Source organism: Pseudomonas sp. ADAK18, from assembly GCF_012935695.1.
Lineage (GTDB): Bacteria > Pseudomonadota > Gammaproteobacteria > Pseudomonadales > Pseudomonadaceae > Aquipseudomonas.
The window spans coordinates 2,408,220-2,434,263 of the sequence record NZ_CP052859.1 but is presented as its reverse complement, the minus strand read 5'-3'; the positions used below and the strand labels follow the sequence as shown (position 1 = coordinate 2,434,263).

General features: G+C 60.6%; 17 protein-coding genes. 3 read left to right on the top strand and 14 right to left on the bottom strand.

The features are described 5' to 3' along the window. Window positions 1-93: 93 nt before the first annotated feature. On the bottom strand, window positions 94-333 hold the full coding sequence (locus HKK55_RS10880; protein ID WP_169354670.1) for a DUF3203 family protein: 240 nt from the start codon (window positions 331-333) through the stop codon (window positions 94-96). Window positions 334-701: 368 nt separating this feature from the next. On the opposite strand from HKK55_RS10880, the gene HKK55_RS10875 reads away from it, so the two are divergent. The 3 genes from HKK55_RS10875 (at window position 702) to glgB (ending at window position 8,463) form a co-directional block, all read left to right on the top strand. Then, the gene (locus HKK55_RS10875; protein WP_169354669.1) at window positions 702-2,714 is read left to right on the top strand and encodes an alpha-1,4-glucan--maltose-1-phosphate maltosyltransferase; all 2,013 of its coding nucleotides are present in this window, start codon (window positions 702-704) and stop codon (window positions 2,712-2,714) included. Between the two features lie 173 nt (window positions 2,715-2,887). Further along, window positions 2,888-6,235, top strand: a complete 3,348-nt coding sequence (treS, locus tag HKK55_RS10870) for a maltose alpha-D-glucosyltransferase (protein WP_169354668.1) — start codon at window positions 2,888-2,890, stop codon at window positions 6,233-6,235. Continuing rightward, entirely contained in the window at window positions 6,232-8,463 is a 2,232-nt protein-coding gene (gene glgB, locus HKK55_RS10865; protein WP_169354667.1) for a 1,4-alpha-glucan branching protein GlgB, read from the top strand. Before treS ends, glgB begins: the two co-directional genes overlap by 4 nt. 49 nt (window positions 8,464-8,512) lie before the next feature. On the opposite strand, the gene HKK55_RS10860 is transcribed toward glgB, so the two are convergent. The 13 genes from HKK55_RS10860 to HKK55_RS10800 all read right to left on the bottom strand — a co-directional run bounded on the left by HKK55_RS10860 (window position 8,513) and on the right by HKK55_RS10800 (window position 25,805). After that, window positions 8,513-9,274, bottom strand: coding sequence for a PIG-L deacetylase family protein (locus HKK55_RS10860; RefSeq protein WP_169354666.1), 762 nt, complete (start codon window positions 9,272-9,274; stop codon window positions 8,513-8,515). A gap of 204 nt (window positions 9,275-9,478) precedes the next feature. After that, window positions 9,479-10,138 carry a glycosyltransferase family 2 protein gene (locus tag HKK55_RS10855; protein WP_169354665.1) on the bottom strand — a complete coding sequence of 220 codons (660 nt, stop codon included), beginning with the start codon at window positions 10,136-10,138 and terminating at the stop codon, window positions 9,479-9,481. Then, window positions 10,135-10,734 carry an SAM-dependent methyltransferase gene (locus HKK55_RS10850; protein WP_169354664.1) on the bottom strand — a complete coding sequence of 200 codons (600 nt, stop codon included), beginning with the start codon at window positions 10,732-10,734 and terminating at the stop codon, window positions 10,135-10,137. Before HKK55_RS10850 ends, HKK55_RS10855 begins: the two co-directional genes overlap by 4 nt. Further along, the gene (locus HKK55_RS10845; RefSeq protein ID WP_169354663.1) at window positions 10,731-11,489 is read right to left on the bottom strand and encodes a PIG-L deacetylase family protein; all 759 of its coding nucleotides are present in this window, start codon (window positions 11,487-11,489) and stop codon (window positions 10,731-10,733) included. Before HKK55_RS10845 ends, HKK55_RS10850 begins: the two co-directional genes overlap by 4 nt. Next, window positions 11,486-12,484 (bottom strand): acyl-CoA dehydrogenase family protein, encoded by a 999-nt coding sequence (locus HKK55_RS10840; RefSeq protein WP_169354662.1) that lies wholly within the window; start codon window positions 12,482-12,484, stop codon window positions 11,486-11,488. The genes HKK55_RS10845 and HKK55_RS10840 overlap by 4 nt, the downstream gene beginning before the upstream one ends. Window position 12,485: 1 nt before the next feature. Then, window positions 12,486-14,645, bottom strand: a complete 2,160-nt coding sequence (gene glgX, locus HKK55_RS10835) for a glycogen debranching protein GlgX (protein ID WP_169354661.1) — start codon at window positions 14,643-14,645, stop codon at window positions 12,486-12,488. A 113-nt stretch (window positions 14,646-14,758) separates the two neighbouring features. Then, on the bottom strand, window positions 14,759-15,016 hold the full coding sequence (locus HKK55_RS10830; protein WP_169354660.1) for a DUF2934 domain-containing protein: 258 nt from the start codon (window positions 15,014-15,016) through the stop codon (window positions 14,759-14,761). Window positions 15,017-15,039: 23 nt separating this feature from the next. Then, window positions 15,040-17,808, bottom strand: coding sequence for a malto-oligosyltrehalose synthase (locus HKK55_RS10825; protein WP_169354659.1), 2,769 nt, complete (start codon window positions 17,806-17,808; stop codon window positions 15,040-15,042). Continuing rightward, window positions 17,805-19,886, bottom strand: a complete 2,082-nt coding sequence (gene malQ, locus HKK55_RS10820) for a 4-alpha-glucanotransferase (RefSeq protein WP_169354658.1) — start codon at window positions 19,884-19,886, stop codon at window positions 17,805-17,807. The genes HKK55_RS10825 and malQ overlap by 4 nt, the downstream gene beginning before the upstream one ends. Next, a complete protein-coding gene (treZ, locus tag HKK55_RS10815; RefSeq protein ID WP_169354657.1) occupies window positions 19,883-21,631 on the bottom strand; it encodes a malto-oligosyltrehalose trehalohydrolase in 1,749 nt (582 codons plus the stop codon). Before treZ ends, malQ begins: the two co-directional genes overlap by 4 nt. Before the next feature lie 18 nt (window positions 21,632-21,649). Continuing rightward, a complete protein-coding gene (glgA, locus tag HKK55_RS10810) occupies window positions 21,650-23,206 on the bottom strand; it encodes a glycogen synthase GlgA (RefSeq protein WP_169354656.1) in 1,557 nt (518 codons plus the stop codon). 607 nt (window positions 23,207-23,813) lie between these two features. After that, window positions 23,814-24,767 (bottom strand): D-2-hydroxyacid dehydrogenase family protein, encoded by a 954-nt coding sequence (locus HKK55_RS10805; RefSeq protein ID WP_169354655.1) that lies wholly within the window; start codon window positions 24,765-24,767, stop codon window positions 23,814-23,816. 24 nt (window positions 24,768-24,791) lie between these two features. Then, window positions 24,792-25,805, bottom strand: a complete 1,014-nt coding sequence (locus HKK55_RS10800) for an alpha/beta fold hydrolase (RefSeq protein WP_169354654.1) — start codon at window positions 25,803-25,805, stop codon at window positions 24,792-24,794. Window positions 25,806-26,044 lie beyond the last annotated feature (239 nt).

The window sequence follows — 26,044 nt, the reverse complement described above, 5'->3', positions numbered from 1 at the left end:
GCCGATCCGCTCCTGCGACAATGTGCAGCACCCCGTGGGTCCAGGGGCCTGGGCCTGTATCAGTCAACTTAGCGGTGTTCTGACACAGATCAATCAAATCACCGAATCACCGTCAGTCGCCTTCAAATGCTTACGACCGTCCTTGGCGCCTGCGACGGTCAGGGCGTCGGCTTCTGCTTCTGTAATGTAGAGACGTCGGCCATTGAGTTCGACGGCGGACATGGATTTTTCGCTGTCGGTAATCACCGTGACATCGGTGGCTGCGAGGCTTTGCTCTTCGCCGCTCTCGTCGACCAAGAAGTAGCAGGTCTGGTTTTCGATACGTACGGGCATGATGTTCTCCTTGGTATTCAGACGATCACTGGGGGCCTCGTCGTCGGAGGGTCTTCCTTCGCTGGCGGCGTTGTGTCCGGTGGTTCCTGCTCCGGGATCGGCTCGGGTTCGGCTGGCGGCAATGTCGGCTTATCAATGTTGGGATCAGGCGTTTCAGCCGGAATCGGGATATTCATCGGTATGGCCTCCTTTGTGCTTTGCTATATCGGTGGACATCTGTAGGGGGGATTTGATTCCCCGCCCGGCGGCGGCAGATTCACCTGAACTTTTCACCCGCCATCGGGCTCGGAACTTAAAGGGTCCGCTTCAGGATGGGTCTTTGCGTATCAAGCACAAGAGCGTCCATGGGGCGTAAGGGGACATGCTCGATGACCGCTGAATCACCGAACCAGATAGCACCGACGCAAGACGATTCAACGCCTTTGTTACCACTGTCCCAGGCACTGCTGCTGCCCAGGATTGCCATTGAAAGCACCACCCCGGTGATCGACGGCGGCGAGTTTGCCGTCAAGGCCGTGGTGGGGCAGCGCATCACCGTGACCAGTAAGGTATTTGCTGACGGTCACGATAAGCTCGCGGTGCTGGTGCGTTGGCGCCCGTTGAGTGAAGAGAGCTGGCACCGCGTGGCCATGACCGATGTCGGCAACAATGGCTGGGAGAGCGCATTGACCGTCAGCGCCCAAGGCCCTCATCAATACTGCATCGAGGCCTGGATCGATCACTTCGCCAGCTTTTGCTACGAGCTGGGCAAGAAGCATGAGGCTGGCGTGCCAGTCAGCCTGGAACTGCAGGAAGGTCGCAGCCAGGTGCTACAAGCTGCCGAGCGCAGTGAAAACGAACTGCGCGACCGCTTGATGCAGTTGCACCACCAACTCTCGGGCTTGCTGGAAACCGAACAAGTAGCGATGTTTTTGCACGAAGAAAGTGCACGCCTGATGGCCCAGGCTGATCATCGCCCCTATTTGAGCATCAGCCCGGTGTACCCGATTGATGTGGAGCGTCAGGCTGCGCAATTTGCCAGTTGGTACGAGCTGTTTCCCCGCTCGATCACTGACGACCCGGCCCGTCACGGCACCTTCAACGATGTGCATTCACGCTTGTCGATGATCCATGACATGGGTTTTGACGTGCTGTACTTCCCGCCGATCCATCCCATCGGCCGCCGCCATCGCAAGGGCAAGAACAACGCCCTGACGGCCGGGCCCGATGATCCGGGCAGCCCTTACGCCATTGGCAGTGAGGAGGGTGGTCACGACGCCATTCACTCGCAACTAGGCAGCCGCGAAGACTTCCGGCGCCTGGTGCAGGCCGCCGCCGATCACGGCCTGGAAATCGCCCTGGACTTCGCTATCCAGTGCTCCCAGGACCACCCCTGGCTTGTGCAACACCCCGGCTGGTTCAACTGGCGCCCCGACGGCAGTATCAAATACGCCGAGAACCCACCGAAGAAATACCAGGACATCGTCAACGTCGACTTCTACGCCGCCGACGCCATTCCAAGCCTGTGGACCGAGCTGCGGGACATCGTGGTGGGCTGGGTCCTGGAGGGCGTCAAGACGTTTCGGGTCGACAATCCCCACACCAAGCCGCTGCCGTTTTGGCAATGGCTGATCAGTGATGTACGGGCCAAACACCCGGATGTGATCTTCCTCGCCGAAGCGTTTACCACCCCGGCCATGATGGCGCGCCTGGGCAAGGTCGGTTACTCCCAGAGCTACACCTATTTCACCTGGCGCAACACCAAGGCCGAGCTAACCGAATACCTGACGCAGTTGAACGAGTCGCCCTGGCGCGAATGCTTTCGCCCCAACTTTTTCGTCAATACGCCGGACATCAACCCAGGCTTTCTCCATGAGTCCGGCCGCGCTGGCTTTCTGATTCGTGCCGTGCTGGCCACCATGGGCTCAGGGTTATGGGGCATGTATTCAGGTTTCGAATTGTGCGAAGCCGCCGCGATTCCGGGGAAGGAGGAATACCTGGACTCGGAGAAGTACGAGATCCGCCCACGGGACTTCAGCGCGCCCGGCAATATCATTGCCGAGATCGCCCAATTGAACCGGATACGCCGGCAAAACCTGGCACTGCACAGTCACCTGGGTCTGAAGCTCTACAACGCCTGGAACGACAACATCCTGTACTTCGGCAAGCGCAGCGATGACGGCAGCAACTTCATTCTGGTGGCCGTCAGCCTCGATCCGTTCAACGCCCAGGAAGCCCACTTTGAATTGCCGCTGTGGGAGATGGGCCTTGCGGACGATGCCCAGACCCAGGGCGAGGACCTGATGAACGGCCACCGCTGGACCTGGTACGGCAAGACCCAGTGGATGCGGATCGAGCCGTGGCACCAGCCGTTCGGGATTTGGCGGATTACCGTTTCCTGAAGGGGCCCTGATCTCCAAAACACCGGAGATCAACTGTGGGAATTGGCTTGCCTGCGATAGCGGTGGGTCAGTGCCGGAAATGCTAGCCGGCAAAGCGCTATCGCAGGCAGGCCAGCTCCCACATTGATTGTGGTTATTCAGGTAGATTTTTTTGAACTCTCCAGGAGTATCCAATGGCGAAGAAACCCAAGGCTGCCACCTTTATCAAAGACCCGCTCTGGTACAAGGATGCGGTGATTTATCAGGTTCACGTCAAATCCTATTTCGACTCCAATAACGACGGTATCGGCGACTTTCCTGGGCTGATCACCAAACTCGACTACATCGCCGAGCTAGGCGTGAACACCATCTGGCTGCTGCCGTTCTACCCCTCACCACGGCGCGATGATGGCTATGACATCGCCGAATACCGTGGCGTGCACAGCGACTACGGAACCATGGCCGACGCCAGGCGTTTTATCGCCGAGGCCCATAAACGCGGGCTGCGGGTCATCACCGAGCTGGTAATCAACCATACCTCCGACCAGCACCCGTGGTTCCAGCGCGCGCGCAAGGCCAAGCCAGGTTCCAAGGCCCGGGATTTCTACGTCTGGTCCGACGACGACCAGAAATACGACGGCACCCGTATCATCTTTCTCGATACCGAAAAATCCAACTGGACCTGGGACCCGGTCGCCGGCCAGTACTTCTGGCACCGCTTCTATTCCCACCAGCCGGACCTGAACTTCGACAACCCTCAGGTCATGAAAGCCGTGCTGTCGGTGATGCGTTATTGGCTCGACATGGGCATCGACGGCCTGCGCCTGGACGCCATTCCCTATCTGATCGAGCGTGACGGCACTAACAACGAAAACCTGCCGGAAACCCACGACGTCCTCAAGCAGATCCGCGCCGAAATCGACGCCAACTACCCGGACCGCATGCTCCTGGCCGAAGCCAATCAATGGCCGGAGGACACGCAGCTGTATTTCGGTGACAAGAAGGGCGATGACGGCGACGAATGCCATATGGCCTTTCACTTTCCGCTGATGCCACGCATGTATATGGCGCTGGCTCAGGAAGATCGCTTCCCGATCACCGATATCCTGCGCCAGACCCCGGAGATTCCCGCCAATTGCCAGTGGGCGATCTTCCTGCGCAACCACGATGAGTTGACCCTGGAGATGGTCACCGACAAAGAGCGCGACTACCTGTGGAATTACTACGCCGCCGACCGCCGCGCCCGGATCAACCTGGGTATTCGCCGCCGCCTCGCACCACTGATGGAGCGCGACCGCCGCCGCGTCGAACTGCTCAATAGCCTGCTGCTGTCGATGCCGGGCACGCCAACCCTGTATTACGGCGATGAAATTGGCATGGGTGACAATATCTACCTCGGCGACCGCGACGGCGTACGAACCCCCATGCAATGGTCCATTGACCGCAACGGCGGCTTTTCCCGTGCCGATCCGGCAAGCCTGGTGCTGCCGCCGATCATGGACCCGCTCTACGGCTACCAGTCAGTCAACGTCGAAACCCAGGCCCAGGACCCGCATTCGCTGCTGAACTGGACCCGGCGTATGTTGGCAATCCGCAAGCAGTCCAAGGCGTTCGGTCGTGGCAGTCTGAAAATGCTTTCGCCGACCAACCGCAGGATCCTGGCCTATACCCGTGAATACACGGGCGATGACGGCAGGCAGGAAATCATCCTCTGCGTGGCCAACGTCTCGCGCAGCGCCCAAGCGGCAGAGCTGGACCTCTCGGCATTTGCGGGGATGGTCCCGGTGGAAATGCTCGGCGGCAATGCCTTCCCACCCATCGGCCAGCTGACTTTCCTGCTGACCCTGGCGCCGTATGGCTTCTACTGGTTTGTGTTGGCGGCGGAAAACCAGATGCCGAGCTGGCATGTGGAGCCGGCGCAAAGCATTCCGGACTTCACCACGCTGGTGCTGAAAAAGCGCATGGAAGAGTTGCTCGAAGCGCCATGTCGCACCACCCTGGAGCAGACCTCGCTGCCTGCCTGGTTGCCCAAGCGCCGCTGGTTTGCCAACAAGGACTCGGCTATCGACAACGTACACATCGCCTACGGTGTGCGTTTTGGTGATCCCCTGCACCCGGTATTGCTCAGCGAGATCGAAGTCACCACCGGCGGACAGGTCAGCCGGTATCAACTGCCGCTCGGCTTCCTGGCCGAAGAGCAGTACACCAGCGCCTTGCCACAACAACTGGCATTGGCCCGTGTACGCCGGGTGCGCCAGGTCGGTCTGGTGACCGATGCCTTCAGCCTCGACACCTACATCCGCGCGGTGATCCATGGCCTGCAAGCCACTACCGTGCTGCATTCCACCGACGGCGACATTCGCTTCGAATCCGCGGCGCAACTGGCTCAACTGGAACTCACCGACGAGTCGGACGTGCGCTACCTGGCCGCCGAGCAGTCCAACAGTTCCGTGGTGGTGGGCGGCAGTCTGGTGCTCAAGCTGATCCGCAAAGTCAGCGCGGGTGTGCATCCCGAACTGGAGATGGGGGCTTACCTGACAGCCGCCGGCTATGAACACATCTCGCCGCTGCTGGGCTCGGTGATTCGTCGCGATGCCGAAGGCCAGGACAGCTTGCTGATGATTGCCCAGGGTTACCTGAGTAATCAGGGCGACGCCTGGGGCTGGACCCAGAACAACCTGGAGCGGGCGATTCGCGATGAGTTGGCCGAGGCAATTTCCGAGCAGGAACAACACTACAACGCCCTCGGTGAACTGGCGGACTTCGCCGGAATGCTCGGCCAGCGCCTGGGGGAGATGCATCAGGTGCTGGCGGCGCCAACCGCCAACAAAGACTTCAAGCCCGAGGTCACGTCTCTCAAGGACAGTCAGGGTTGGGCCAAGCAGGTAGGCGCACAAATTGACCGTGCGCTGCAGTTGCTCAAGCACCATCAGGGCAAGTTGAGCGCTGCTGATCAAGCGCTGGTCAGTGCTTTGCTGGATCAGAAAAAACTCATCGCCAGCCACGTCCAGGCGCTGGCCAAGGCCACGGTGGGAGGCTTGCGGATTCGCGTGCATGGCGACTTGCACCTGGGCCAGGTGCTTGTCGTCAAGGGCGACGCCTACCTGATCGACTTTGAAGGCGAACCCGCACGGCCGCTCCATGAGCGACGCGGCAAACACAGCCCGTACAAGGATGTGAGTGGCGTGCTACGGTCGTTTGATTATGCCGCCGCCATGGCCCTGAATGTGCAAGGGGTGGATCACTCGCCCGAAGCCAATGCGGCGCGGCAAAGGGTGGCAGATCGTTACCTGAGTGAGGCACGACAGGCATTTATCCAGGCCTACCATGAGGCCACGACTACACTGGCCCATGACTGGCAGGACGCCAAAGGCCAGGACGCAGCGCTGACGTTGTTCAGCCTGGAGAAAGCCGCGTACGAAGTAGCCTACGAAGCGGAAAATCGCCCGACCTGGTTGCCGGTGCCGTTGCAAGGTTTGCACGGGCTGCTCAGCGGGCTCAAACCTGTATCCAAAACTGCACGCGGTGGGGAGACGTCATGAGTTTTACACACAAAGAACCGCTGCAACCCAAGCTGACGGTGATGCCTGCCTCCAAGGATATCGAAGCTTTGGTGCGGGCCGAACATCAGGATCCATTCTCGATTCTCGGTCCTCACGATGACGAGGCGGGCGGTCAGTTTATCCGCGCCTATTTGCCCGAAGCCTTGAGTGTTCAGGTACTGGCTCAAGACACTGGAGAGCAGATCGGCAACCTGGATGCGGCGCACATACCCGGGCTGTTTGTCGGCCACTTCGCCACGCGCCAAGGCTATTTGTTGAAGATCCAATGGGCCGGTGGCGAACAGGTCACCGAAGATCCCTACAGCTTCGGCCAGTTGCTCGGGGAGATGGACCTGTATTTGTTTGCCGAAGGCAATCACCGTGACCTGAGCAGTTGCCTTGGCGCCCAAGTGACGAGCGTCGACGGTATCCAGGGCGTGCGCTTTGCGGTGTGGGCACCGAATGCCAAGCGGGTTTCGGTGGTAGGGGACTTCAATATCTGGGACGGCCGTCGGCACCCGATGCGCTTGCGCCATCCCTCAGGTGTCTGGGAGATTTTCATCCCGCGTCTGCAGCCCGGCGCTGCCTATAAATACGAGATTCTCGGGGCTAGTGGCATCTTGCCGCTTAAGGCCGACCCGATGGCCCTGGCCACCCAGTTGCCACCGGACACTGCGTCAAAAGTTGCCTCACCCCTGCACGTGGATTGGCAGGACCAGACATGGATGCAAGCGCGTAGCGAACGGCAACAGCCCAGCGCGCCCTTGTCCATCTATGAGTTGCACGCTGGCTCCTGGCAGTGCGAGTTGGACGAGGTCGGCGAAGTGGCCCGTCAGTATGGTTGGCGCGAGTTAGCTGAACGGCTGATTCCCTATGTGCAGCAGCTAGGTTTTACCCATATCGAACTGATGCCCATCATGGAGCACCCGTTTGGTGGTTCCTGGGGCTATCAGGCGCTTTCGCAATTCGCCCCCAGCGCGCGCTTCGGTTCGCCGGACGATTTCGCGTTCTTCGTTAACGCCTGTCACCAGGCGGATATCGGCGTGATTCTGGATTGGGTGCCCGCGCATTTTCCCACCGACACCCACGGCCTGGCGCAATTTGACGGCACCGCGCTGTACGAATATGGCAACCCGCTGGAAGGCTTTCACCAGGATTGGGACACGCTGATCTACAACCTGGGGCGCACGGAAGTCCACGGTTTCATGCTGGCTTCGGCGCTGCACTGGCTCAAGCATTTCCATATCGACGGCCTGCGGGTGGATGCCGTGGCGTCGATGTTGTACCGCGACTATTCACGCAAGGCCGGTGAATGGGTGCCGAACCGCCATGGCGGCAGGGAGAACCTGGAGGCCATCGACTTCCTGCGTCATCTGAATGACGTAGTGGCCCTTGAGGCCCCCGGTGCGCTGGTGATTGCCGAGGAGTCCACGGCATGGCCCGGGGTCAGCCAAAGTACCCAGCAAGGCGGCCTGGGGTTCAACTACAAGTGGAACATGGGCTGGATGCACGATTCGCTGCACTACATCCAGCAAGATCCCGTCTACCGCGCCCATCACCACAATGAGCTGAGCTTCGGCCTGGTCTACGCCTGGTCCGAGCGTTTTATCCTGCCGATTTCCCACGATGAAGTGGTTCACGGTAAACACTCGTTGATCGACAAGATGCCCGGTGATCGCTGGCAGAAATTCGCCAACTTGCGGGCCTACCTGAGTTTCATGTGGATGCATCCTGGCAAGAAGCTGTTGTTCATGGGCTGCGAGTTTGGCCAATGGCGGGAGTGGAACCACGATCAGCAGCTCGATTGGTACCTGCTGCAATACCCGGAGCACCGGGGTGTGCAAAAGCTGGTGGGTGACCTCAATCGCCTGTACCGCGAAGAACCGGCACTGCACGATCAGGATGACGCCCCCCAGGGCTTTCAGTGGCTGATCGGCGATGACGCGATCAACAGTGTCTATGCCTGGCTGCGCTGGAGCAAGGAGGGCAGGCCGGTGCTGGTGGTCGCTAACTTCACGCCGGTGCCACGTGAGGGTTACAAGGTCGGCGTGCCGTTTGCCGGGCAGTGGAGCGAGGCGATCAATAGCGATGCCGATACCTATGCCGGGTCCAACTATGGCAACGGTGGCGGGGTGTTTACTGAGGATGAGCCACGGCATGGACAGCCGGTCTCGCTGTCGCTGAACCTGCCGCCGCTGGGGGTATTGATTCTACGGCCGCAGGGCTGAAGTGGAGCCCTCAACCCAGCGCTGGCGTTGGATTGGGGGTGTTTCATGGCTATAAAAACACAATCTCATATGGCTCTCGCATCCGCTCCAGCAGCACCTGCGCCATCATGGGTGGCAGGCCGATTTCCGGGTCACCCACCAACTGGCTGGCATACGCGTGGGCAGCGTGTAGCTTGCGCGCGACGCTCCAGGTGTCGAGGCGAATCTTGCGTGCCTGTCGCCAGGGAATGTTGATGGCTTCGCGGGCGGGCCAATGCCAGGCCCATACCGGCAATTCGTGCAGACGTGCGCCCACCAGCAGGCAGGCCTTGGCGGCGGCGCGACCAACGGCGTCATGATCGTCGTTGCCGTCAGAGCGCCAGGTGGTGAACACCACGTCGCCGGGTTGCAGGTAGCGGGCAATGAATTGGCTTAGTTGCTGCTCCCGAGCCGGGAGCGCGCTATCGGTAAAACCACCGCGAATCCACTTCAGGCTGTGCAGAGGCATGCCCAGGCGTCGTAGCGCCTCGACGCTTTCCTGGGGGCGAATCACGCTCAAGCGCTTGGCTGGCCAGACGTTGGAACCCGGATGGCTCGCGCTGCCGTCGGTCACGGAAATCAGTTGCAGGGAATAATCGAGGGTACTCAGCAATTGCAGCAAACCGCCACAGGCTACTACTTCATCGCCGGGGTGTGGGGCAATGACCACCACGCGCGCGCCGGGGGGCACTAGGGTGGTTGGGCTGATAGCGGGGATCTGCGCCAGTTGCGGCGCACTATTCCAGATTTGAGCAGGGCCACGGCGGCCTTCAACTAAGGGGGCGGGCTTCATGAGTATCACGTCCTTGTCCTGGTAGTGCCTGGTCGTACCCCGTTGACGGGACGACTCTTTTTGGTAGCGCGAGAACCGGGTTCGCAGGAACCGTGAACCTGACCTTCGCACCGCGCCGACGCTCCAACCTTGGATTGCCGTGCGAAGAGTATTGATCATAGTCAACGATTCGTCTCGTTTACGGCGATGAATCCCGCTATTTTTTTACGAGGCCTGCATCAGGCTCTTCAAGTAGTCACCAAACCCGCCCTTGGCCCGACAGTCCAGACGGGCGCTGGTAATCACCTGGGGCCGGTGGCTCCAGGCTATGGAAGCTCCGCAACGCTCCAATTGAAGTACAAGCTGTACATCCTCATGACAGGCCAGTGGCTCGAACCCGCCCGCCCGCACGTAGGCGCCGGCGCTGACACCGAGGTTGGCCCCATGAATGTGCCGATGTCCCTCACGGGCCTCATAGTCCAGGTGATAGCGGATTTGCGCGGCGGAATCGAAGCCTTCGCTCCAGGCATCTACTGTCACGGTACCGCACACGGCATCTACCCCAAGGGCCAGTTGCGCCACCAGCCAGTCAGGGGCGACTCGACTGTCGGCGTCCGTGCAGGAAATCCAGCGGGCGCCGTTGTTGAGTAAATACCGGGCCCCCACACCACGTACATGACCGACATTACGCGCCTGCACTTCTAGACTGTGCACTTCGAACGCCTGGGCGATAGCGGCACTGCCATCGCTGCAGCTGTCGAGCACTACCAGAATCTGTACCTCTTCCCCCAACAACCCTGGGTGGCTCGCGGCCACTATGGCGGCTTTCAGGCATTCTCCCAACAGCGCCTCTTCGTTATGCACCGGTATCAAAATGCCGATCATCGCAGTCCCTCCAACTCGGCAACTGAAGCTCCCTCACGACACCACAGGTCGAGCAGCAAATCACTGTCGTGGTGATGGATCAGGCGTGGCATGTCCAGCCGTACCTGTAGAAGTTCATGCACCTGTTCGGCCGTCTGCGGGCAGCCCTCGATGACTGGGCGCCAGTGGCAGGCAAGGATTTGCCCCTTGGGGGTCAAGGAGGCGAGGGCGCAATCGATCAGGCTGCACAGGTCATCACGATCCAGGTAATAACAAAGCTCACTGAGCACGATCAGCTCGAACGCTTGTGTGGGCCATTGTTGCGGCAAGCGGCTTTGTTGCACCTCGGCATGGGAAAACTCCGTCAGGCGCTTACGCGCCAGAATCACCGCAGCCATCGAGGTGTCGCAGCACAACAGGCGGTCACAGCGCGGCGCCAGTTCGGCGCTTAACTCTCCATTGGCGCAGCCCGGTTCAAAAATCGAGGTGTAGTGTGGCCGTGTCAGCACAGCGAGGGTCAGCGCCCGTTTACGGCGTTCGTACCAGCGCTGGCGAAATTCCCAGGGATCATCGTTTTTGGCAAACAGTTGGTCGAAGTAGGGTGTGGTGACACTCATACGAACACTACCTCAAAGGGTTGCAGCAGGCGTTCCAGCACATACGGGGCCAGTACCGGTGGCAGGCCGATCTGTGGGTCGCCCTCCAATTGGCTGGCGAAGGCATGAATGGCGTGCCGCTTACGTGCCACGACGTCGGTAGTGAGGGGGATTTTACGCGCGCGGTGCCAGGGAATCTGGCTGTCCTCGGGGGTTGCCCAATGCCAGGTCCATACGGGCAGTTCAAGCAATGTCGCACCGACTGCCCGGGCGGCGTTGGCACTGGCACGACCGACCGCCTCATGATCACAGTGACCGTCTTCGCGCCAGGTGGTGAGGACCACATCGGTGGGCTTGAGGTGGCGCTGGATAAACTGACGCAATTCATCTTCCTGGGCGGCCACGTGACTGTCGCTGAATCCGGCGCGCAACCATTTCAGGCTATGCAGCGGCAGGCCCAGACGATGCAGGGCCTGGGCCGACTCCTGGGGGCGGACCACGCTCAAACGCTGCGCCGGCCAACGACGAGAACCAGGGTGGCTGGCACTGCCGTCAGTCACGGAAATCAGCTGCAACGGCCGCCCGAGTGCCGCCAGGCCCTGTAACAGACCGCCACAGCCAAGCACTTCATCGTCAGGATGTGGTGCAATGATCACGGCCCGACTGCCTTCAGGCACCAGTTCGGCAATGTCGATATAGGGTAATTGCGTCAGGTGCGCTGAGCTTTGCCATAAGTGCAACGGCGTGCCCTGGCCGACAATAGGGTTGGTTTTCATAACTGCCACCTCCCTGCAGGTTGGTCTGCGACGAGTTGGCCAAGGGCGGCCAGGTCGCGTTCGGCGTGACTTTGGCGCAGGTATACCGGCAGGTCAGCCATCAACTGGGCGAAGTGCGGATCCTTGCAGTAAGGACCTGCCCCCAAGGCGCGGCCGACATGATGGATGACCTGATCCACAGCTTCTTCAATACAGGCTCGAGTTTGTTGGGCCAGCAATCGTGCATCGGCTTTGGGCTGCTGGTCGATCTGTAAGGCACTGTCACGCAAGACACAGCCGGCGCCATGCAGGGTGCTGTCAACAGCGCCAAGATGGGCTAGCGCGTGTGGCTCAGTACGCCGTGCGCAGTGCTCACGCAGGGCCTCGCCCAGGCGTTGCGCGGCGCCATACCAGCACGCTGCAATACCGATTCCGCCTTGCCAGAAGCCCGGACGTGAGAGGTAATCTCCCGGGCCACCAACGGCAACCCCGATGACCCCCTTGAATTGCACCTCGACACTGGCGGTGGCCGCCATGCCCACGGCATGCCACCCCTCTTGGGTGACGGTAACGCCAGGGCTGTGCATGTCCACGGCCACCAGTTGCTGGCGACCCTCTTCGTCCCAGGCCGTCAGCAAGCCATGGCTGACTACCGCTGCGCCGGAACACCAAGCCTTGCGGCCTTCGAGCAATAGGCGATGGCTGTCATGCCGCACTTGTACCCGGGCCGTGGGCGGTTCGGCAGCCCACATGCCCCAGGTACTGCCTACCGGAGGCAGTGGGCTGTGGAGTTCGGCAATGATCGCTAATGCGTCGGTATGCCCCTCAAACAACTTGCACAGGCTCAAGTCATGGCCCGCTACTTGAGCCAACTGACTGAACCGCTCCAGGGTTTGACCGCTACCGGGTAATGGCAACTGATCAAGGCCTTCCTCCACAAGATCCCTCAGTGCCTGGCCGAGCGCCTGGATATCCGGGTAGTCGCGGTTCCCTTGAAGAAATCGATGCAAAACCATCTCACACCTCGTCCTCATGCTGCAGTTCAAACAACAATAATGAGCGTGCAGTAACGGCATATTCGTGCTCGAAATCGAAGCGCTCCTGGCCGTGTACTGCCGTTTGGTTGGTGTCGATCATGCAGGTCCAGAAGCCGCCATCCGGCACCGGCGGCAGACGGAAATTGACCGTGTCGTGATGGGCGTTGACCACCAGCAGCAAGGTGGCGTCAGCACCTGGGCGGCGAATACCGGTTTCCTGGGCGCGGCCATCCATCAACATGCCCAGGCAACGGCCATGGCTGTCTTGCCATTGCTCGGTGGTCATTTCATTGCCATCGGGGGCCAGCCAAGTCACGTCCTTGACCCCGATGTCTTCGTTGTAGTCACCCACCAGGAACCGCCCGCGACGCAGGATCGGATAGGCTTGGCGCAGCTTGATCAGGCGTTTGACGAACTTGAGCAGGGCCTTGCCGTCTTCGTCCAGATCCCAGTTGACCCAACCGATTTCACTGTCCTGGCAATAAGCATTGTTGTTGCCGTGTTGGGTACGGGCGAACTCGTCGCCAGCCACCAGCATCGGCGTGCCTTGGGCCAGTAACAGCGTGGCGAAGAAGTTGCGCATCTGGCGCAGGCGCAGGGCATTGATTTCGGGATCGTCGGTAGGGCCTTCGACCCCGTGGTTCCACGACAGGTTGTTATTGCTGCCGTCCTGGTTGTTCTCGTCGTTGGCCTCGTTGTGTTTGTCGTTGTAGGACACCAGGTCGTGCAGGGTGAAGCCGTCGTGGGCGGTGATGAAGTTCACCGAGCTGTAGGGCCGACGTCCACGGTGGTTGAACATCTCGCCCGAGGCGGTCATGCGTCCGGCGAAGTCTGCGAGTTGGCCATCGTCACCTTTCCAGAACGCCCGCACGGTGTCGCGGAAGCGGTCGTTCCACTCCACCCAGCCGGGTGGGAAGTTGCCCACTTGATAGCCGCCCGGGCCGATGTCCCAGGGCTCGGCGATCATCTTCACCTGGCGCAGCACCGGGTCCTGGCGACAGGCGACGAGGAAGCTGTGGCGCTCGTCGAAACCGTTGTGGTAACGGCCGAGAATGGTCGCCAGGTCGAAGCGGAAACCATCCACATGCATTTCCGTCGCCCAATAGCGCAGGGAGTCGGTGACCATCTGCAGTACGCAAGGATGGCTCAGGTCCAGGGTGTTGCCGGTTCCGGAGTCGTTGATATAGAAGCGCTTGTCATCGGGCATCAGCCGGTAGTACGAAGCGTTGTCGATGCCGCGCATGGAAAGCGTCGGGCCTTGTTCATTGCCTTCGGCGGTGTGGTTGTAGACCACGTCGAGGATCACTTCCAGCTTAGCTTCATGCAGGTGCGCGACCATTTCCTTGAACTCGGCGATCTTGCCGCTGGCCAGGTAGCGCGGGTCCGGGGCGAAAAAGGCAATGCTGTTGTAACCCCAGTAGTTGGTCATGCCTTTTTGCAGCAGGTGCTGATCGTTGACGAAGGCGTGAACCGGCAGCAACTCGACCGACGACACGCCCAACTGGCGGATGTGTTTGAGCACATCGTCGACCATCAGCCCGGCACAGGTCCCGCGCACGTCTTCGGGTACCGAAGGATGGCGCATGGTGATGCCGCGCAAGTGGGTCTCATAAATGATTGTGCGGTCCCACGGGGTGCGCACCGGTTGATCGTTGCCCCAGGTGTGCGCCGGGTCGATGACCTTGCACTTGGGGACGAAGGGTGCGCTGTCGCGCTCGTCAAAACTGAGGTCGGCGTCGGGGTGGCCGATGGTGTAGCCGAACAGGGCTTCGGACCATTTGAGCGCGCCCACCAGTTGTTTGGCATAGGGGTCGATCAGCAGTTTGTTGTGGTTGAAGCGGTGACCATTGGCCGGATCGTAGGGACCGTACACGCGATAGCCGTAGATCAGCCCGGGATGGGCGTCGGGCAGGTAGCCGTGGAAGGTTTCATCGGTGTATTCCGGTAGCTCGATGCGCTCGAGTTCCTCTTCGCCACTGTCGTCGAAAATACACAGTTCAACCTTGGTGGCATTGGCCGAGAACAGGGCGAAATTGACCCCCAGACCGTCCCAGGTCGCGCCGAGGGGGAAGGGCAAACCTTCACGAATCCGCGACGGCTCATTATCAGGCGTCGGTTTGGCTTTGTCGGGTTTGCTCATGTAGGTGCTCCTGCAAGGTTTTTTCAGGCCGAACGGGGCCGTGCTGAAGGTTGCTCAGTTGAAAATGCTCATGAGTGACCCGACAAGAGCGGGCTCCTGTCGGGGGTGTGTGGTCAGTTGGCAGGCTTGCGCGGGGCCTTGGGCTTAGGCTTGGCCGCGGGCTTTTCCACCGTCGCAGCCTTCGCGGGTGCGGCAGCTTTGGGCTTGGCCTTGGGTTTGGCGGCGGTCTTGGGTTTGCTCGGTGTCAGCGCCTCGGCCTCAGCCAGCTTGCGCGCCATCTCCCAATGGCGGTCTTCCTGCCCTTCGGGTTTGCCTTCGGACTCCCAGATCTGATACGCGAATTCGCGAACGCGTTTGTCTTCAGTACTCATCGCATTGCACCTCACAGAAAATTTCAGCTTTCATGATGATCAGGGTTGATAAAGACGTTGATCGGGCAACCTCCCAAGGCAGTACTGATCTTCAGCTCCTTGTTGGATGTGACTGCACCTGTTTGGAAAAGTCCCTTCCAGTTTTGCGTTGGAGCGGCGAACGGTAATGCGACCCGGGTATCGCCCCAAATCTGCGCGCGGACCTGCGGATAAACACCGTTATCAAGCAGGCGATGGGGCCAGCGCGGCACGACTACCAACAGGCGTGTGCCCTGATATTCACGGCAGAAGGCGACCACCCGATCAGCGTGTTCGCCTACCACGTCCAGAGGCTCGTAGCTGCCCAGGCTAAATACCTGCGGATGCTCCCTGCGCAGGTTCAGCACTTGGGCGATAAGCGCCTGCTTGATGCGCCCGTCACGCCAGTGCAGCATCAGTTCGTCAATGTCGGCTGGCGATTCCAGCGCCTGTTGTCGGGCGTTGAAATCCACAGGCCGCCGGTTGTCCGGATCCACCAGGCTGAAGTCCCAGAACTCATTCCCCTGATACACATCCGGCACCCCCGGCACGGTGAGGCGAAGCAAGGATTGCGCCAGGCCATTCAGTGCACCGGCCGGGGCGATGGCCTGGGCGGCGAGGCCAAGGGCCGTGCGCAAAGGTAGGCCTTGGTCCTCGAGCAATAACCGCGAGAGGAACGCTTGCACCCCTTGTTCGTACAGCTCGTTCGGCGCGCTCCAACTGCTGTGCAGCTTGGCTTCGCGCAGGGCCTTTTGTTGCCACTGCCATAGACGCTGGTGATAGTTGTCCAGCGCCTCGGTGTCATCACTGCGCAGGTCCAGCGGCCAACTGCCCAGCAGGACTTGATAGAGGATCAGCTCATCGCCTGCCGAGGGTGTGCTGGCGTCACTGCGCAGATGCACGGCCAGGGTACGCCAGTGTGCCACCTGCTTGGCATACCAGTCGGCGCATTCACTGAGTACCGCCAGGCGTGCGCGAGTGTCTTCGCCGCGCTTGTGGTCATGGGTGGCGCTGGCCAGCAGGTTGTCCGGGAACGCGCAAAGGCGCTGTTGGTTGGCGGTGTGGAAGTCGGCCAGGGGGGCACTGAATTGTTCGGTACTGAAGCCGACATCGTTGCGTGACAGCAACACTCCCGAACGATAGAACGCAGTGTCTTCCACGGCCTTGGCGGCGGCTGGAGAGGTCAGTTGCTGGAAGCGCACACAGGCGTGCTTGAGGATCTTGCGCTCACGGCCCAATGGCCGCTTGCGCCAAGGCTCGCCGCCGAGCCACTGCTCCAGGTAATCGAGCACCGGCCAGTCGGCCTCGCCCAAGGTGCTGCGGGCACCGGCCAGGGCCTGCAGGAAAAACACATCGTCCCGGTTGCTGCGGCCCCGGGCGCTGATATAGGTGCGATACACCGGGAAGTGCACGATCAGTTCCTGCAAGGCCCGACGAATCGCTCCCAGGGTCAGGTCGCGGCTCATTACATCGTCACGGGCCACTTGCAGCAGCGCCTGGGCGACGCTTTCAAAGTCGCCGGCCAGGGAACCGTTGAGGATCTGCTGGCGGGCCAGCCAGGCTTCCTCGATAAAGGCCGAAGGGCGCTCAGTGTGCCCCGTCCACAGCTCGGCCAGCGGCGCAAAACCTGCGGGATCGTGTTGCAGCAATGACAACTGGTTCATGAATTCGTAGCCGGTGGTGCCGTCCACACACCAGTCTTCGCGCAGGGTTTCACCTTCACCGAGGATCTTTTCGACGAAGATTGGCAGGTGCCGCCCGGGCGCCAGTGAGTCCACCCGACGCCGCAACTTGCGGCAGTAACCTCTAGGGTCGGCCAGACCGTCAATATGGTCGATGCGCAGGCCGTCCACCAGTTCCTCACTGATCAGTTGGAAGATCTTTCCATGGGTCGCCTCGAACACTGCGCTGCGCTCCACCCGCAGGCCACCCAGTTCGTTGACGTCGAAGAAGCGCCGCCAGTTGATGTCATCCGCTGCCGTGCGCCAACTGGCCAGGCGGTAGCTTTGTTGTTCCAGCAGGTGATGCAGGCGCGTGAAGCCTTCTGGTTGGCGGGAGTCGTAGAGGCTGAGGCTGTGTTTGATGGCGGCGAGGGTGGCGGGATCTTGCGCGTGTTCAACCAGTTGTTGTTTCAGCGCAGTGGCCTGGAGGTAGGCATCTGGATGGTAGGCGAGGCTGCTGAAGTCGTCGGCCAGGGCCTTGAGGGGTTCGTAAGGACGCAGGATGTCGCCGTAGTCGCTGGGGTTGATCGGGAAGCGGTGTTCGTAATGCTCGATGAAAAAGTGGCCTTGCTGCGGGTCGAAGCGCAGCACAATGCTGCCGGTTTGCAGCGCTTCACCGTAGTCGCTGCCCAGGAAGGGCATCAGCAACTGGCCCTTGAGCAGCGGGTCCGGCGAATGCCACTGGATGTCGAAGAACTCGCTGTAGGGGCTCAAGCGGCCCCATTCCAGCAGGTCCAGCCACCAAGGGTTATCGGCGCCGCCCACCGCCATATGGTTGGAGACGATATCGAGGATCAGCCCCATGTCGTGTTCGCGCAACGCGGCCACCAGCCGGCGCAACGCCGCTTCGCCGCCCAGCTCCGGGTTGACACTGGTGGGGTCGACCACATCGTAGCCGTGCATGGAACCGGCGCGGGCGCTGAGCAGCGGCGAGGCATACAGGTGGCTGATGCCTAACTGGGCGAAATAGGGCACCAACGGCACCGCATCATCCAGGGTGAACCCTTGATGAAACTGCAGGCGCTGGGTCGCCCTGAGGGTCGACACCTTCATCGGTCACGCTCATGGGCTTGCAGGCGGGCGACCGCCAGTAACTCCAGGCGCCGGGCAGCGTTTTCGTCGTCGAGCAAGGTGCTGGCGTCTCCCGGAAAGCGTCGACGCCAGTTCGGATGAGTGTCGGTGGTGCCGGGGAGGTTGGCCTGTTCTTCTACGCCCAGGGCATCTTCCAGGGGCAGCAGCACCAGCGGTGCGCGGGTGTGGCCCAGATAGCGGATGCTGGCGTCGAGGACGTGGTCGGTTTCGTTACGGATTTCTTCCCGGAAGTTCTGCGGGTCCTGGCTCAAGGCTTGGCGCAGTGCCTGGCGTTCCCGCAGGCGATGCTCGCTCCAGTGCTCCACGGTCGGCCCATCAATCAATCCCAGTTGTATGTTCCATTCGATGTCGCGGCTGTGCCACCAACCATTGAGGGTAGGCAAGTCATGGGTGCTGGTGGTGGCCAGGGCGTTGTCCGGCCAGTCGAGGATCGGCTTGAAGTGGCCGTGTTCCTGTTCGAACAACAAGACACGCATGCCGAGAATCGAGCGGGCGATGAGTTTTTCCCGCAGGCCATCGGGCACCGTGCCCAGGTCTTCGCCCAGCACGATGGCCTGATGGCGACTCGACTCCAGGGCTAGTAACCGGAGCAGGTCATCCACCGGGTAATACAGGTAGGCACCTTCCCGAGGCGAGGCGCCCATGGGAATCACCCAAAGCCGTTGCAGTCCCATCACATGGTCAATGCGCAAGCCTCCGGCATGGGCGAAGTTGGCGCGCAGCATTTCGATGAATGCCCGGAAGCCGTTGCGCTGAAGACCTTCAGGGGAAAACGCGGAAATCCCCCAGCCCTGACCCGCACGGTTGAGAATGTCCGGTGGAGCACCCACGGTGAGGTCCGCGAGCAATTCGTCCTGGCGACTCCAGGCCTGGCTGCCGCCGCCATCGGCGCCCACTGCCAGGTCGGCGATCAAACCGATACCCATGCCACTGCCAAGCGCCGCTTGTTGGGCGCGTTCCAGGCAGCGGGCGATCAACCATTGGCTGAATGCGAAGAAACCGATCTCTTGCGCGTGGTCTTCGGCAAATTGCACCAGCGCCGGGCTGCGTGGGTCGCGCCAGGCTTCGGGCCAGTGTCGCCAGTCAAGGCTTTCGCCGTTGGCCGCGCGCTCCGACTGCACGGCTTCAAAACGGCAGTGGTCTTCCAGGGCTTCGCCGCCTGCCTGGCGGAAACTCAGGAAATCGGCGTGTTGCGGGTGATTGCCCTGGCAGAAATCGTTGTACAGCGCTCGCAGCAAGCGTTGTTTGGCCTTGGCAGCGGCCGGCCAGTCGATCAGGCTCAGTTGCTCCAGTGCCCGGCGTTCCTCCGTCAGACCGCAGGCCTGGATGGCATCGCGTACCAGCCGATCACCTAGGATGCAGCCGGGAGAGGCATAAAGACTGTTGAGGAACAGGCGGCTTGAAGGTGAGTAGGGGCTGTAGCGCTCGGTATCGGTGCTGAACATCGCGTGCATCGGGCTGATGGCCAGGGCATCAGCGCCACGCTCGGCAGCGGTACGGGCCAGATGTTCCAGGGCCTGGGTGTCGCCAAAGCCGCCATCGCCAGGGTGGCGCAGGGCATAGAGCTGGGCGCTCAAGCCCCAGGCACGGGCGGGTTGACTGTCCACCGCCTCGTCAACGCGGTAGCAATGCGTCGGGGCGACCGCGAGGGTGAAATGCTGGCCGGCGATATGCACCTGCTGGTAACCCACCGGAATCGATCCCGGCAAGGTGGCGTTGGCGTCCAGGCTGAGGTCCAGCACGCTGCTGTCCTCCAGATGGATCTGGCACGGCGTGCCGGGGGCGAAAAAGTGTGCCAGGTTCAACCCGGCGCCGTTGTCGACGGTCATCAGCGGTGGCAAGTGCTTGTCTTGCTGCGCACGCGCAAGGTCTTGCAGGCTGGCCTCTATGGCTGCATCGCTGTCGGCCGGATGGCCCAGGCCCTTGAGCACGGCGCGCAGGGCGTCGGCCGTGACGTGTTGTGGACGGCCGTTGGCGTCGATCCAGTCGACGGCCAGGCCCGCTCGGCTGGCGAGTAGTTCCAATTGCGCTTCGCTCAAGGGTGCTCTCCAGTAGGGGATAGGCTGACGCGGGCGCTGAAGGGCGCCAGGGTCGGGGCGGTAGTGGTCGGGGTCACGAATAGGGTGTGCTCGGCTGCCGGATGCTCAAAGGTGGCAGCGCTGAGGTTGAGGTCGATTTGCAGCAGGCTACCGTTGCCCAGCCGCCAGCGGGCCGACACCGCACCTTCCCCCAGTACGTGCGCGCCCAGCGCCTCGCTGCCAGGCAGGTGCGGCACGATATGCTGATGACGCAGGCTCAGCAGTTGTCGATAGAGCGGCGTGTTGCCGGACTCCGCCAGGCTGGGCATCGACCGGCGGAACGTGGTCAGGGCATTGGGATCCGGGATGTGTTCGCGCCGCTCGGGGTCAGCGAAGGCAGCAAACTCGGCAAACTCGTTGCGCCGCCCCTCACGTACCGCCTCAGCCAACTCGCCGTGATGGTCGGTAAAGAACAGGAACGGTTCCTCGGCGTTGAGTTCATCACCCATGAACATCAGCGGGATCATCGGCGACAGCAGCAGCAACGTCGTCGCGGCGTTCAAGGCCTCAGGCGAGCAGAGTTGATGCAGGCGTTCGCCGAGGGCGCGATTACCGATCTGGTCATGGTTTTGCAGAAACAGTACAAAGGCGCTCGGCGGTAAGTGCCCGCTGGGTTCACCGCGCTCGCTGCCGTGGCGAGTGGTGTGACCCTGGTAGACAAAGCCTTCGCTCAGGCAGCGGGCCAGTTTGCCGGTGGGGTCTTGTGCAAAGTCGGCGTAGTAGGCGTCGGTTTCACCGGTCAGCAACACATGCAGTGCGTTGTGCCCGTCGTCGTTCCATTGGGCGTCGAAGCCATGCTCCAGGAGGCTGGACTGGTTGAATTCGTTTTCCAATACCAACCAGATGTGGCGTCCTGGATCCACCTGTTGGCGCACCCGTTGGGCCAGCTCTTGGAGGAACTCGGGATCGTTGATGGCGTGGACAGCATCCAGGCGCAGGCCGTCAAAGCGATAGTCCAGCAGCCACATCAGGGCATTGTCGATAAAAAAGTCCCGTACTGGCCGGCGCCGAAAATCGATACCGACGCCCCAGGGCGTGTGGGTGTCTTCGCGAAAAAAATCCTTGGCGTATTGGCCGAGGTAGTTACCGTCGGGGCCGAAGTGGTTGTAGACCACATCGAGAATCACCGCGAGGCCATGGTGGTGGGCTGCGTCGATCAGTTGCTTCAATTGCGCGGGAGAACCGTAGCTCGTGTGCGGCGCGTAGGGCAGGACCCCGTCATAACCCCAATTGCGCTCGCCGGGGAATTGCGCCAGGGGCATCAGTTCGATCGCCGTAATACCCAACTCGGCCAAGCGCGGCAGTTGCCGCTCGACTTCGGCATAGCCTCCCAGCACGCCGACATGCAGCTCATAAATCACTGCCTCGTGCCATGGCCGCCCGCGCCAGGTGCTGTGCCGCCAGTGGTAGGCCAAGGGATCGACCACCACGCTGAAACCATGGACATCCTTGGCCTGGGCCCGGGACGCCGGGTCGGGGACCTCTCGTTCACCGTCGATGTTGTAGCGGTAGCGAGTCCCCGCCGGGCAGCGCAACTGCACCACGAACCAGCCATCTGCCTGGGACAGCATGGCCACTGACTTGCCTTCTTCTTCAAACTCAACGCTTACGTAAAGCGCATCGGGCGCCCACAAGGCGAAACGGGTGTGTTCCGCGTCCAGCATGATTGCGCCGTGGGGCCGGGCTTCCAAAGTCCGTAACGGCATCTATGCAGACCTCTTTTCCTATTTCGCAGATTTTCCCAGCGCTTTCGCCACCAGTTGCTCGTAAAGTTCGGCGTAGGGTTCCACCGCCTGACACCAGTTGAACGGTGCGGCCATGGCCCGGCAACGCATGGCGTTGAGCAGGCCTGGGAACGCGAAGACCTTGAACGCACGGCTGAGCGCCGCCTCGTAGCTTTCGACCGTGGACTCATCGAACAGGAAGCCGGTGACGCCATCCTCAATAGTGTCCGCCAGGCCGCCGGTGTTGCGGGCGACCGGCAACGAGCCGAAGCGCTGGGCATACATCTGGCTCAAGCCGCAGGGTTCATAGCGCGATGGCATCAACAGGAAGTCGCTGCCGGCGAACATACGGCGGGCGTCGGTTTCGTTGAAGCCGATCCGCACACCAATCTGCCCGGGAAAGCGTAAGGCGAGGGCGCGCATGGCATGCTCTTCTTCTGGCTCACCACGACCGATGATCGCTATCTGGCCGCCGGATTCGACGATAAAGCTGGCCACCGCCTCGGTCAGGTCCAGGCCTTTCTGATAGACCAGCCGCGAGACCACCGCAAATAGGGGACCCGTGGAGTCGTGCAGGCCAAACAGGTTGCGTACATGGGCCGCGTTGACCGCCTTGCCTTCCCAATCACCGATGTTGAACGGGTGGGTCAGGTGCGGGTCGGTGGACGACTCCCAGCTCTCATCAATACCGTTGGGAATACCACTGAGCAAACCTTGCTGGGTCTTGCTGGCCAGGAAACCGTCCAGGCCGCAGCCGAATTCCGGGGTAGTAATTTCCTGGGCGTAGGTGGCACTGACCGTGGTTATGTGGCTGGAATAGGCCATGCCGGCTTTCAGGAACGACAGCTTGCCGTAAAACTCCATGCCTTCCTGTTGAAGGGCGTGTTCGGGAATACCCAGCTCTGGGCACGAGGCCAGGCTGACCACGCCTTGGTAGGCCAGATTATGAATGGTGAACAGGGTGGGCGTACGTGAACCACGCCAGTGCATATAGGCCGGAGCCAGGCCGGCAGGCCAATCATGGGCGTGCACCAGATCCGGGCACCAATGGATTTGCGCCAGGTTGGCGGCAATGTCGGCAGCGGCCAGGCCCAGGCGGGCGAAGCGAATATGGTTGTCCGGCCAGTCACGACCGTTGTTGGCGCCGTAGGGCGTGCCTTCGCGCTCATACAGTTCGGGGCAGATCAGCACATAGATGACCAAGCCATCCTTGAGGTCCATGCGCCCGATCTTGCACGGTGGTAACGCCGCATGGCCGCCCAGCTCGCCGATGATGTGAATGGGGTTGTCACTGTCCAGCACCTGCGGGTAACCGGGGATCAGTACGCGTACATCGTGAAGATGGGCCATGGCCCGGGGCAGGGCGGCGGAGACGTCACCCAGGCCACCGGTTTTCACCAGATCAGCCAGTTCCGACGTCACAAACAGCACTTTCTTGCGGTTGGGGTTCAGGGTGGAGACCGGCCGGCCAGTGTTGGGAATGTCCGCCAATGAAGTCGGCCCGCCAACCGGCTGACTGAAACGCTCTCCCTGAGTATCTACGGCAGCACTGATCATAGTTCTCTCCCATTTTATTGGCCGATTAATGGCTTTATGCCATCAACGAAGGTTGACCGCATCCTGCGGTCAGGCGCACAAGCGCTACACAGACTGGCAAGCCTTATGCCAGTTGCGCTGGAGTCTTGATTTGAGTGGATAGACGGGCATTCGGCGTGGACCGGCTGCGCTCGCCTTACCTTAAACCTGACCTACGGCAGAGTTCGAAAGTTTCGATTTTTTGCGGGGCTTTTTGTTTTGATTGGAACCCATCAGTCATCAGTCTAGGCCAGATCCCAGAGCCTGTAAGGGGTGTTGGAGATTTTTGTAGGACAAAATTTTTTTCATCTGGTGAAATCCTCCCCGAGGAGGTCGGATAGCTTGATTGCTCGCCAAAGAAACCATGTGCCTCATTTGAGCGCTATGGGGAGCACAGGTTATGTGCAACGAGGGGGCTGTCCGGTGAGAGTGCCAGATTATGGTGCGCTGACGGCTATTGTGCAGTTCGCAGGAAGAAGAAAAATCGAAGTTAATGTTATTTATTAAGGGTTTAAAACTATTTAAAAACAAATAGATAGCTCACAAACCTAAAGAGATATCTCGATAATTTCATCGGATCTTCCCGGGTTCAGCCCAACAACCGGATGGGTGAGCCGTTGGCCCACGCTTGGATATCCTCAATCATCTGAGCATAGAATTGCCGGTAATTTTGTTCACTGACATAACCCACATGCGGTGTCGCTAACACATTGACCAATTGCCGAAACGGGTGATCGACCGGCAATGGCTCCTGGTCAAAGACATCCAGTGCGGCCCCCGCCAATCGCCCGCTGACCAGTGCATCAATCAAGGCCGCCTCATCAACAATAGGCCCGCGCGCGGTATTGACCAATCGCGCCGTAGGCTTCATCCAGCCCAGGGCTTGCGCATCTACCAGCCCACGGCTGCGATCACTGAGCACAAGGTGAATCGACAGCACATCGGCTTGTTCGAACAGCTCGCGCTTGCTGACCCAGGCCGTACCCGCCTCAGCTGCGCGTTCAGGCGTGAGGTTCTCGCTCCAGGCGATGACCCGCATGCCGAACACCTTGCCGAATTGAGCAATACGTTGGCCAATGCTGCCCAGGCCGAGAATGCCCAAAGTCTTGCCATGGAGGTCACCGCCCAGGCCTTGTTGCCACTCCCCGGCACGCAGGGAGTTAGCTTCGGCCATCAGGTTACGGGTGGAGGCCATGATCAATGCCCAGGTCAGCTCCGGGGCCGCCTGCTTGTAACTGTCGGTACCGCACACCTGGATGCCCAAGGCCTTGGCCGCCGGGATATCCACGGCAGCGTTGCGCATGCCGCCGGTGACCAGCAGTTTCAGATGGGGCAAGCCCTGTAACAGGGCCTGATCAAACGTGCTGCGCTCGCGCATCAGGCAAATGACGTCGAACTGCTGCAAACGCTCGATCATCGTGGAGGTCTCTGCTGGATAGTCATGAAGGAAGCTGACCTGGCCCACCGCCTCAAGCACCGACCAATCCACCACGCCGCTGGCGACATTCTGCCAATCATCAATCACTGCGATCCGTACCGACATTCAACAGAACCTCAAAAAGTTGATTTAAAGGGCTTTGAGTCCTTGCAACAGCGCCTTGTGGAACTGCGCCGGTTCTTCCATCTGCGGTGCATGGCCCAGCCCCGGGAATTCCACCAAGGTGGCATGGGGAATGAGCTTGGCGACTTGTTTGCCCAGGACCTGATAGTTACCGATCTTCGCCTTGACCGCAGGCGGGGCAAGGTCTTTGTTGATGGCAGTGGTGTCTGCGGTGCCGACCAGCAACAGGGTTGGCATCTGCAAGTCCTTGAACTCGTAGTACACCGGCTGGGTGAAGATCATGTCGTAAATCAGCGCCGAGTTCCATGCCACCTGGGTATGCCCCGGGCCCTTGTTCAGGCCCGCGAGCATATCCACCCAGCGCTCGAACTCCGGCTTCCAGTGCCCGGCATAGTAAGTATCACGCTCATAGGTACGGATAGTGTCGGCCGTTAGCTTCAGCTCGCGCTCGTACCATTGGTCGACGCTGCGATAAGGCACGCCAAGGGCTTTCCAGTCCTCAAGGCCAATGGGATTGACCAGTGCAAGCTGCTCGGTTTGCTGCGGATAAAGCAGGGCGTAGCGGGTGGCCAGCATTCCGCCGGTGGAATGGCCCAGCAGCGTCACTTTCTGGATGCCGAGCTTTTCCAGCAGTTGGTGGGTATTGATCGCCAATTGCTGGAAGCTGTACTGGTAATGGTCCGGCTTGCTGGAGGTACAAAAACCGATCTGATCGGGGGCGATGACTCGGTAACCCGCATCGCTCAAGGCCTTGATCGATTCTTCCCACGTCGCGCCACAGAAGTTCTTGCCGTGCATCAGCACAATGCTGCGACCGTTGGGATTGCCCTTGGCCGGCACGTCCATGTAACCCATTTGCAAGGTTTCACCCTGGGATTGGAAGCTGAAGTGCTCGACGGGGTAAGGGTATTTGAAGCCTTGCAGTTCGGGGCCGTAGGCCGGGCCTTCGGTATTGGCAAAAGCAGGGAGGCTGCTGGTAAGCAGCAGGCTGGCCAGACAGAACGAGCGGGATAGAGGCATGGTGTAACTCCGAAGGCAGTCTGCGGATGCTGTGTTGGAGAGATTAAGCTGGGGTTAATAGTGCAGTACATATCGCGTTGCCAGGGTCTCATACAACTGATATTTCAAAACTGCATAAGCCTGAAAATAGACAGACGAACGGTTACTTTACCTGTCAATTATGACAGTAGACAGCCCCTTGCTTGCGGCGCTAACTGGTAACGCGAACTCGGAGTCGTTGCCCTTGTATCCAATTGGCT

What these genes read in the sequence shown, in the direction of transcription:
- treS (WP_169354668.1), top strand. Translation starts at nt 2,888, where the DNA reads ATGGCGAAGAAACCCAAGGCTGCCACCTTTATCAAAGACCCGCTCTGG.
- HKK55_RS10880 (WP_169354670.1), bottom strand. Translation starts at nt 333, where the DNA reads ATGCCCGTACGTATCGAAAACCAGACCTGCTACTTCTTGGTCGACGAG.
- HKK55_RS10800 (WP_169354654.1), bottom strand. Translation starts at nt 25,805, where the DNA reads ATGCCTCTATCCCGCTCGTTCTGTCTGGCCAGCCTGCTGCTTACCAGC.
- glgA (WP_169354656.1), bottom strand. Translation starts at nt 23,206, where the DNA reads ATGATCAGTGCTGCCGTAGATACTCAGGGAGAGCGTTTCAGTCAGCCG.
- glgB (WP_169354667.1), top strand. Translation starts at nt 6,232, where the DNA reads ATGAGTTTTACACACAAAGAACCGCTGCAACCCAAGCTGACGGTGATG.
- HKK55_RS10805 (WP_169354655.1), bottom strand. Translation starts at nt 24,767, where the DNA reads ATGTCGGTACGGATCGCAGTGATTGATGATTGGCAGAATGTCGCCAGC.
- HKK55_RS10840 (WP_169354662.1), bottom strand. Translation starts at nt 12,484, where the DNA reads ATGGTTTTGCATCGATTTCTTCAAGGGAACCGCGACTACCCGGATATC.
- treZ (WP_169354657.1), bottom strand. Translation starts at nt 21,631, where the DNA reads ATGCCGTTACGGACTTTGGAAGCCCGGCCCCACGGCGCAATCATGCTG.
- HKK55_RS10860 (WP_169354666.1), bottom strand. Translation starts at nt 9,274, where the DNA reads ATGAAGCCCGCCCCCTTAGTTGAAGGCCGCCGTGGCCCTGCTCAAATC.
- HKK55_RS10845 (WP_169354663.1), bottom strand. Translation starts at nt 11,489, where the DNA reads ATGAAAACCAACCCTATTGTCGGCCAGGGCACGCCGTTGCACTTATGG.
- HKK55_RS10875 (WP_169354669.1), top strand. Translation starts at nt 702, where the DNA reads ATGACCGCTGAATCACCGAACCAGATAGCACCGACGCAAGACGATTCA.
- HKK55_RS10855 (WP_169354665.1), bottom strand. Translation starts at nt 10,138, where the DNA reads ATGATCGGCATTTTGATACCGGTGCATAACGAAGAGGCGCTGTTGGGA.
- HKK55_RS10825 (WP_169354659.1), bottom strand. Translation starts at nt 17,808, where the DNA reads ATGAAGGTGTCGACCCTCAGGGCGACCCAGCGCCTGCAGTTTCATCAA.
- HKK55_RS10850 (WP_169354664.1), bottom strand. Translation starts at nt 10,734, where the DNA reads ATGAGTGTCACCACACCCTACTTCGACCAACTGTTTGCCAAAAACGAT.
- glgX (WP_169354661.1), bottom strand. Translation starts at nt 14,645, where the DNA reads ATGAGCAAACCCGACAAAGCCAAACCGACGCCTGATAATGAGCCGTCG.
- HKK55_RS10830 (WP_169354660.1), bottom strand. Translation starts at nt 15,016, where the DNA reads ATGAGTACTGAAGACAAACGCGTTCGCGAATTCGCGTATCAGATCTGG.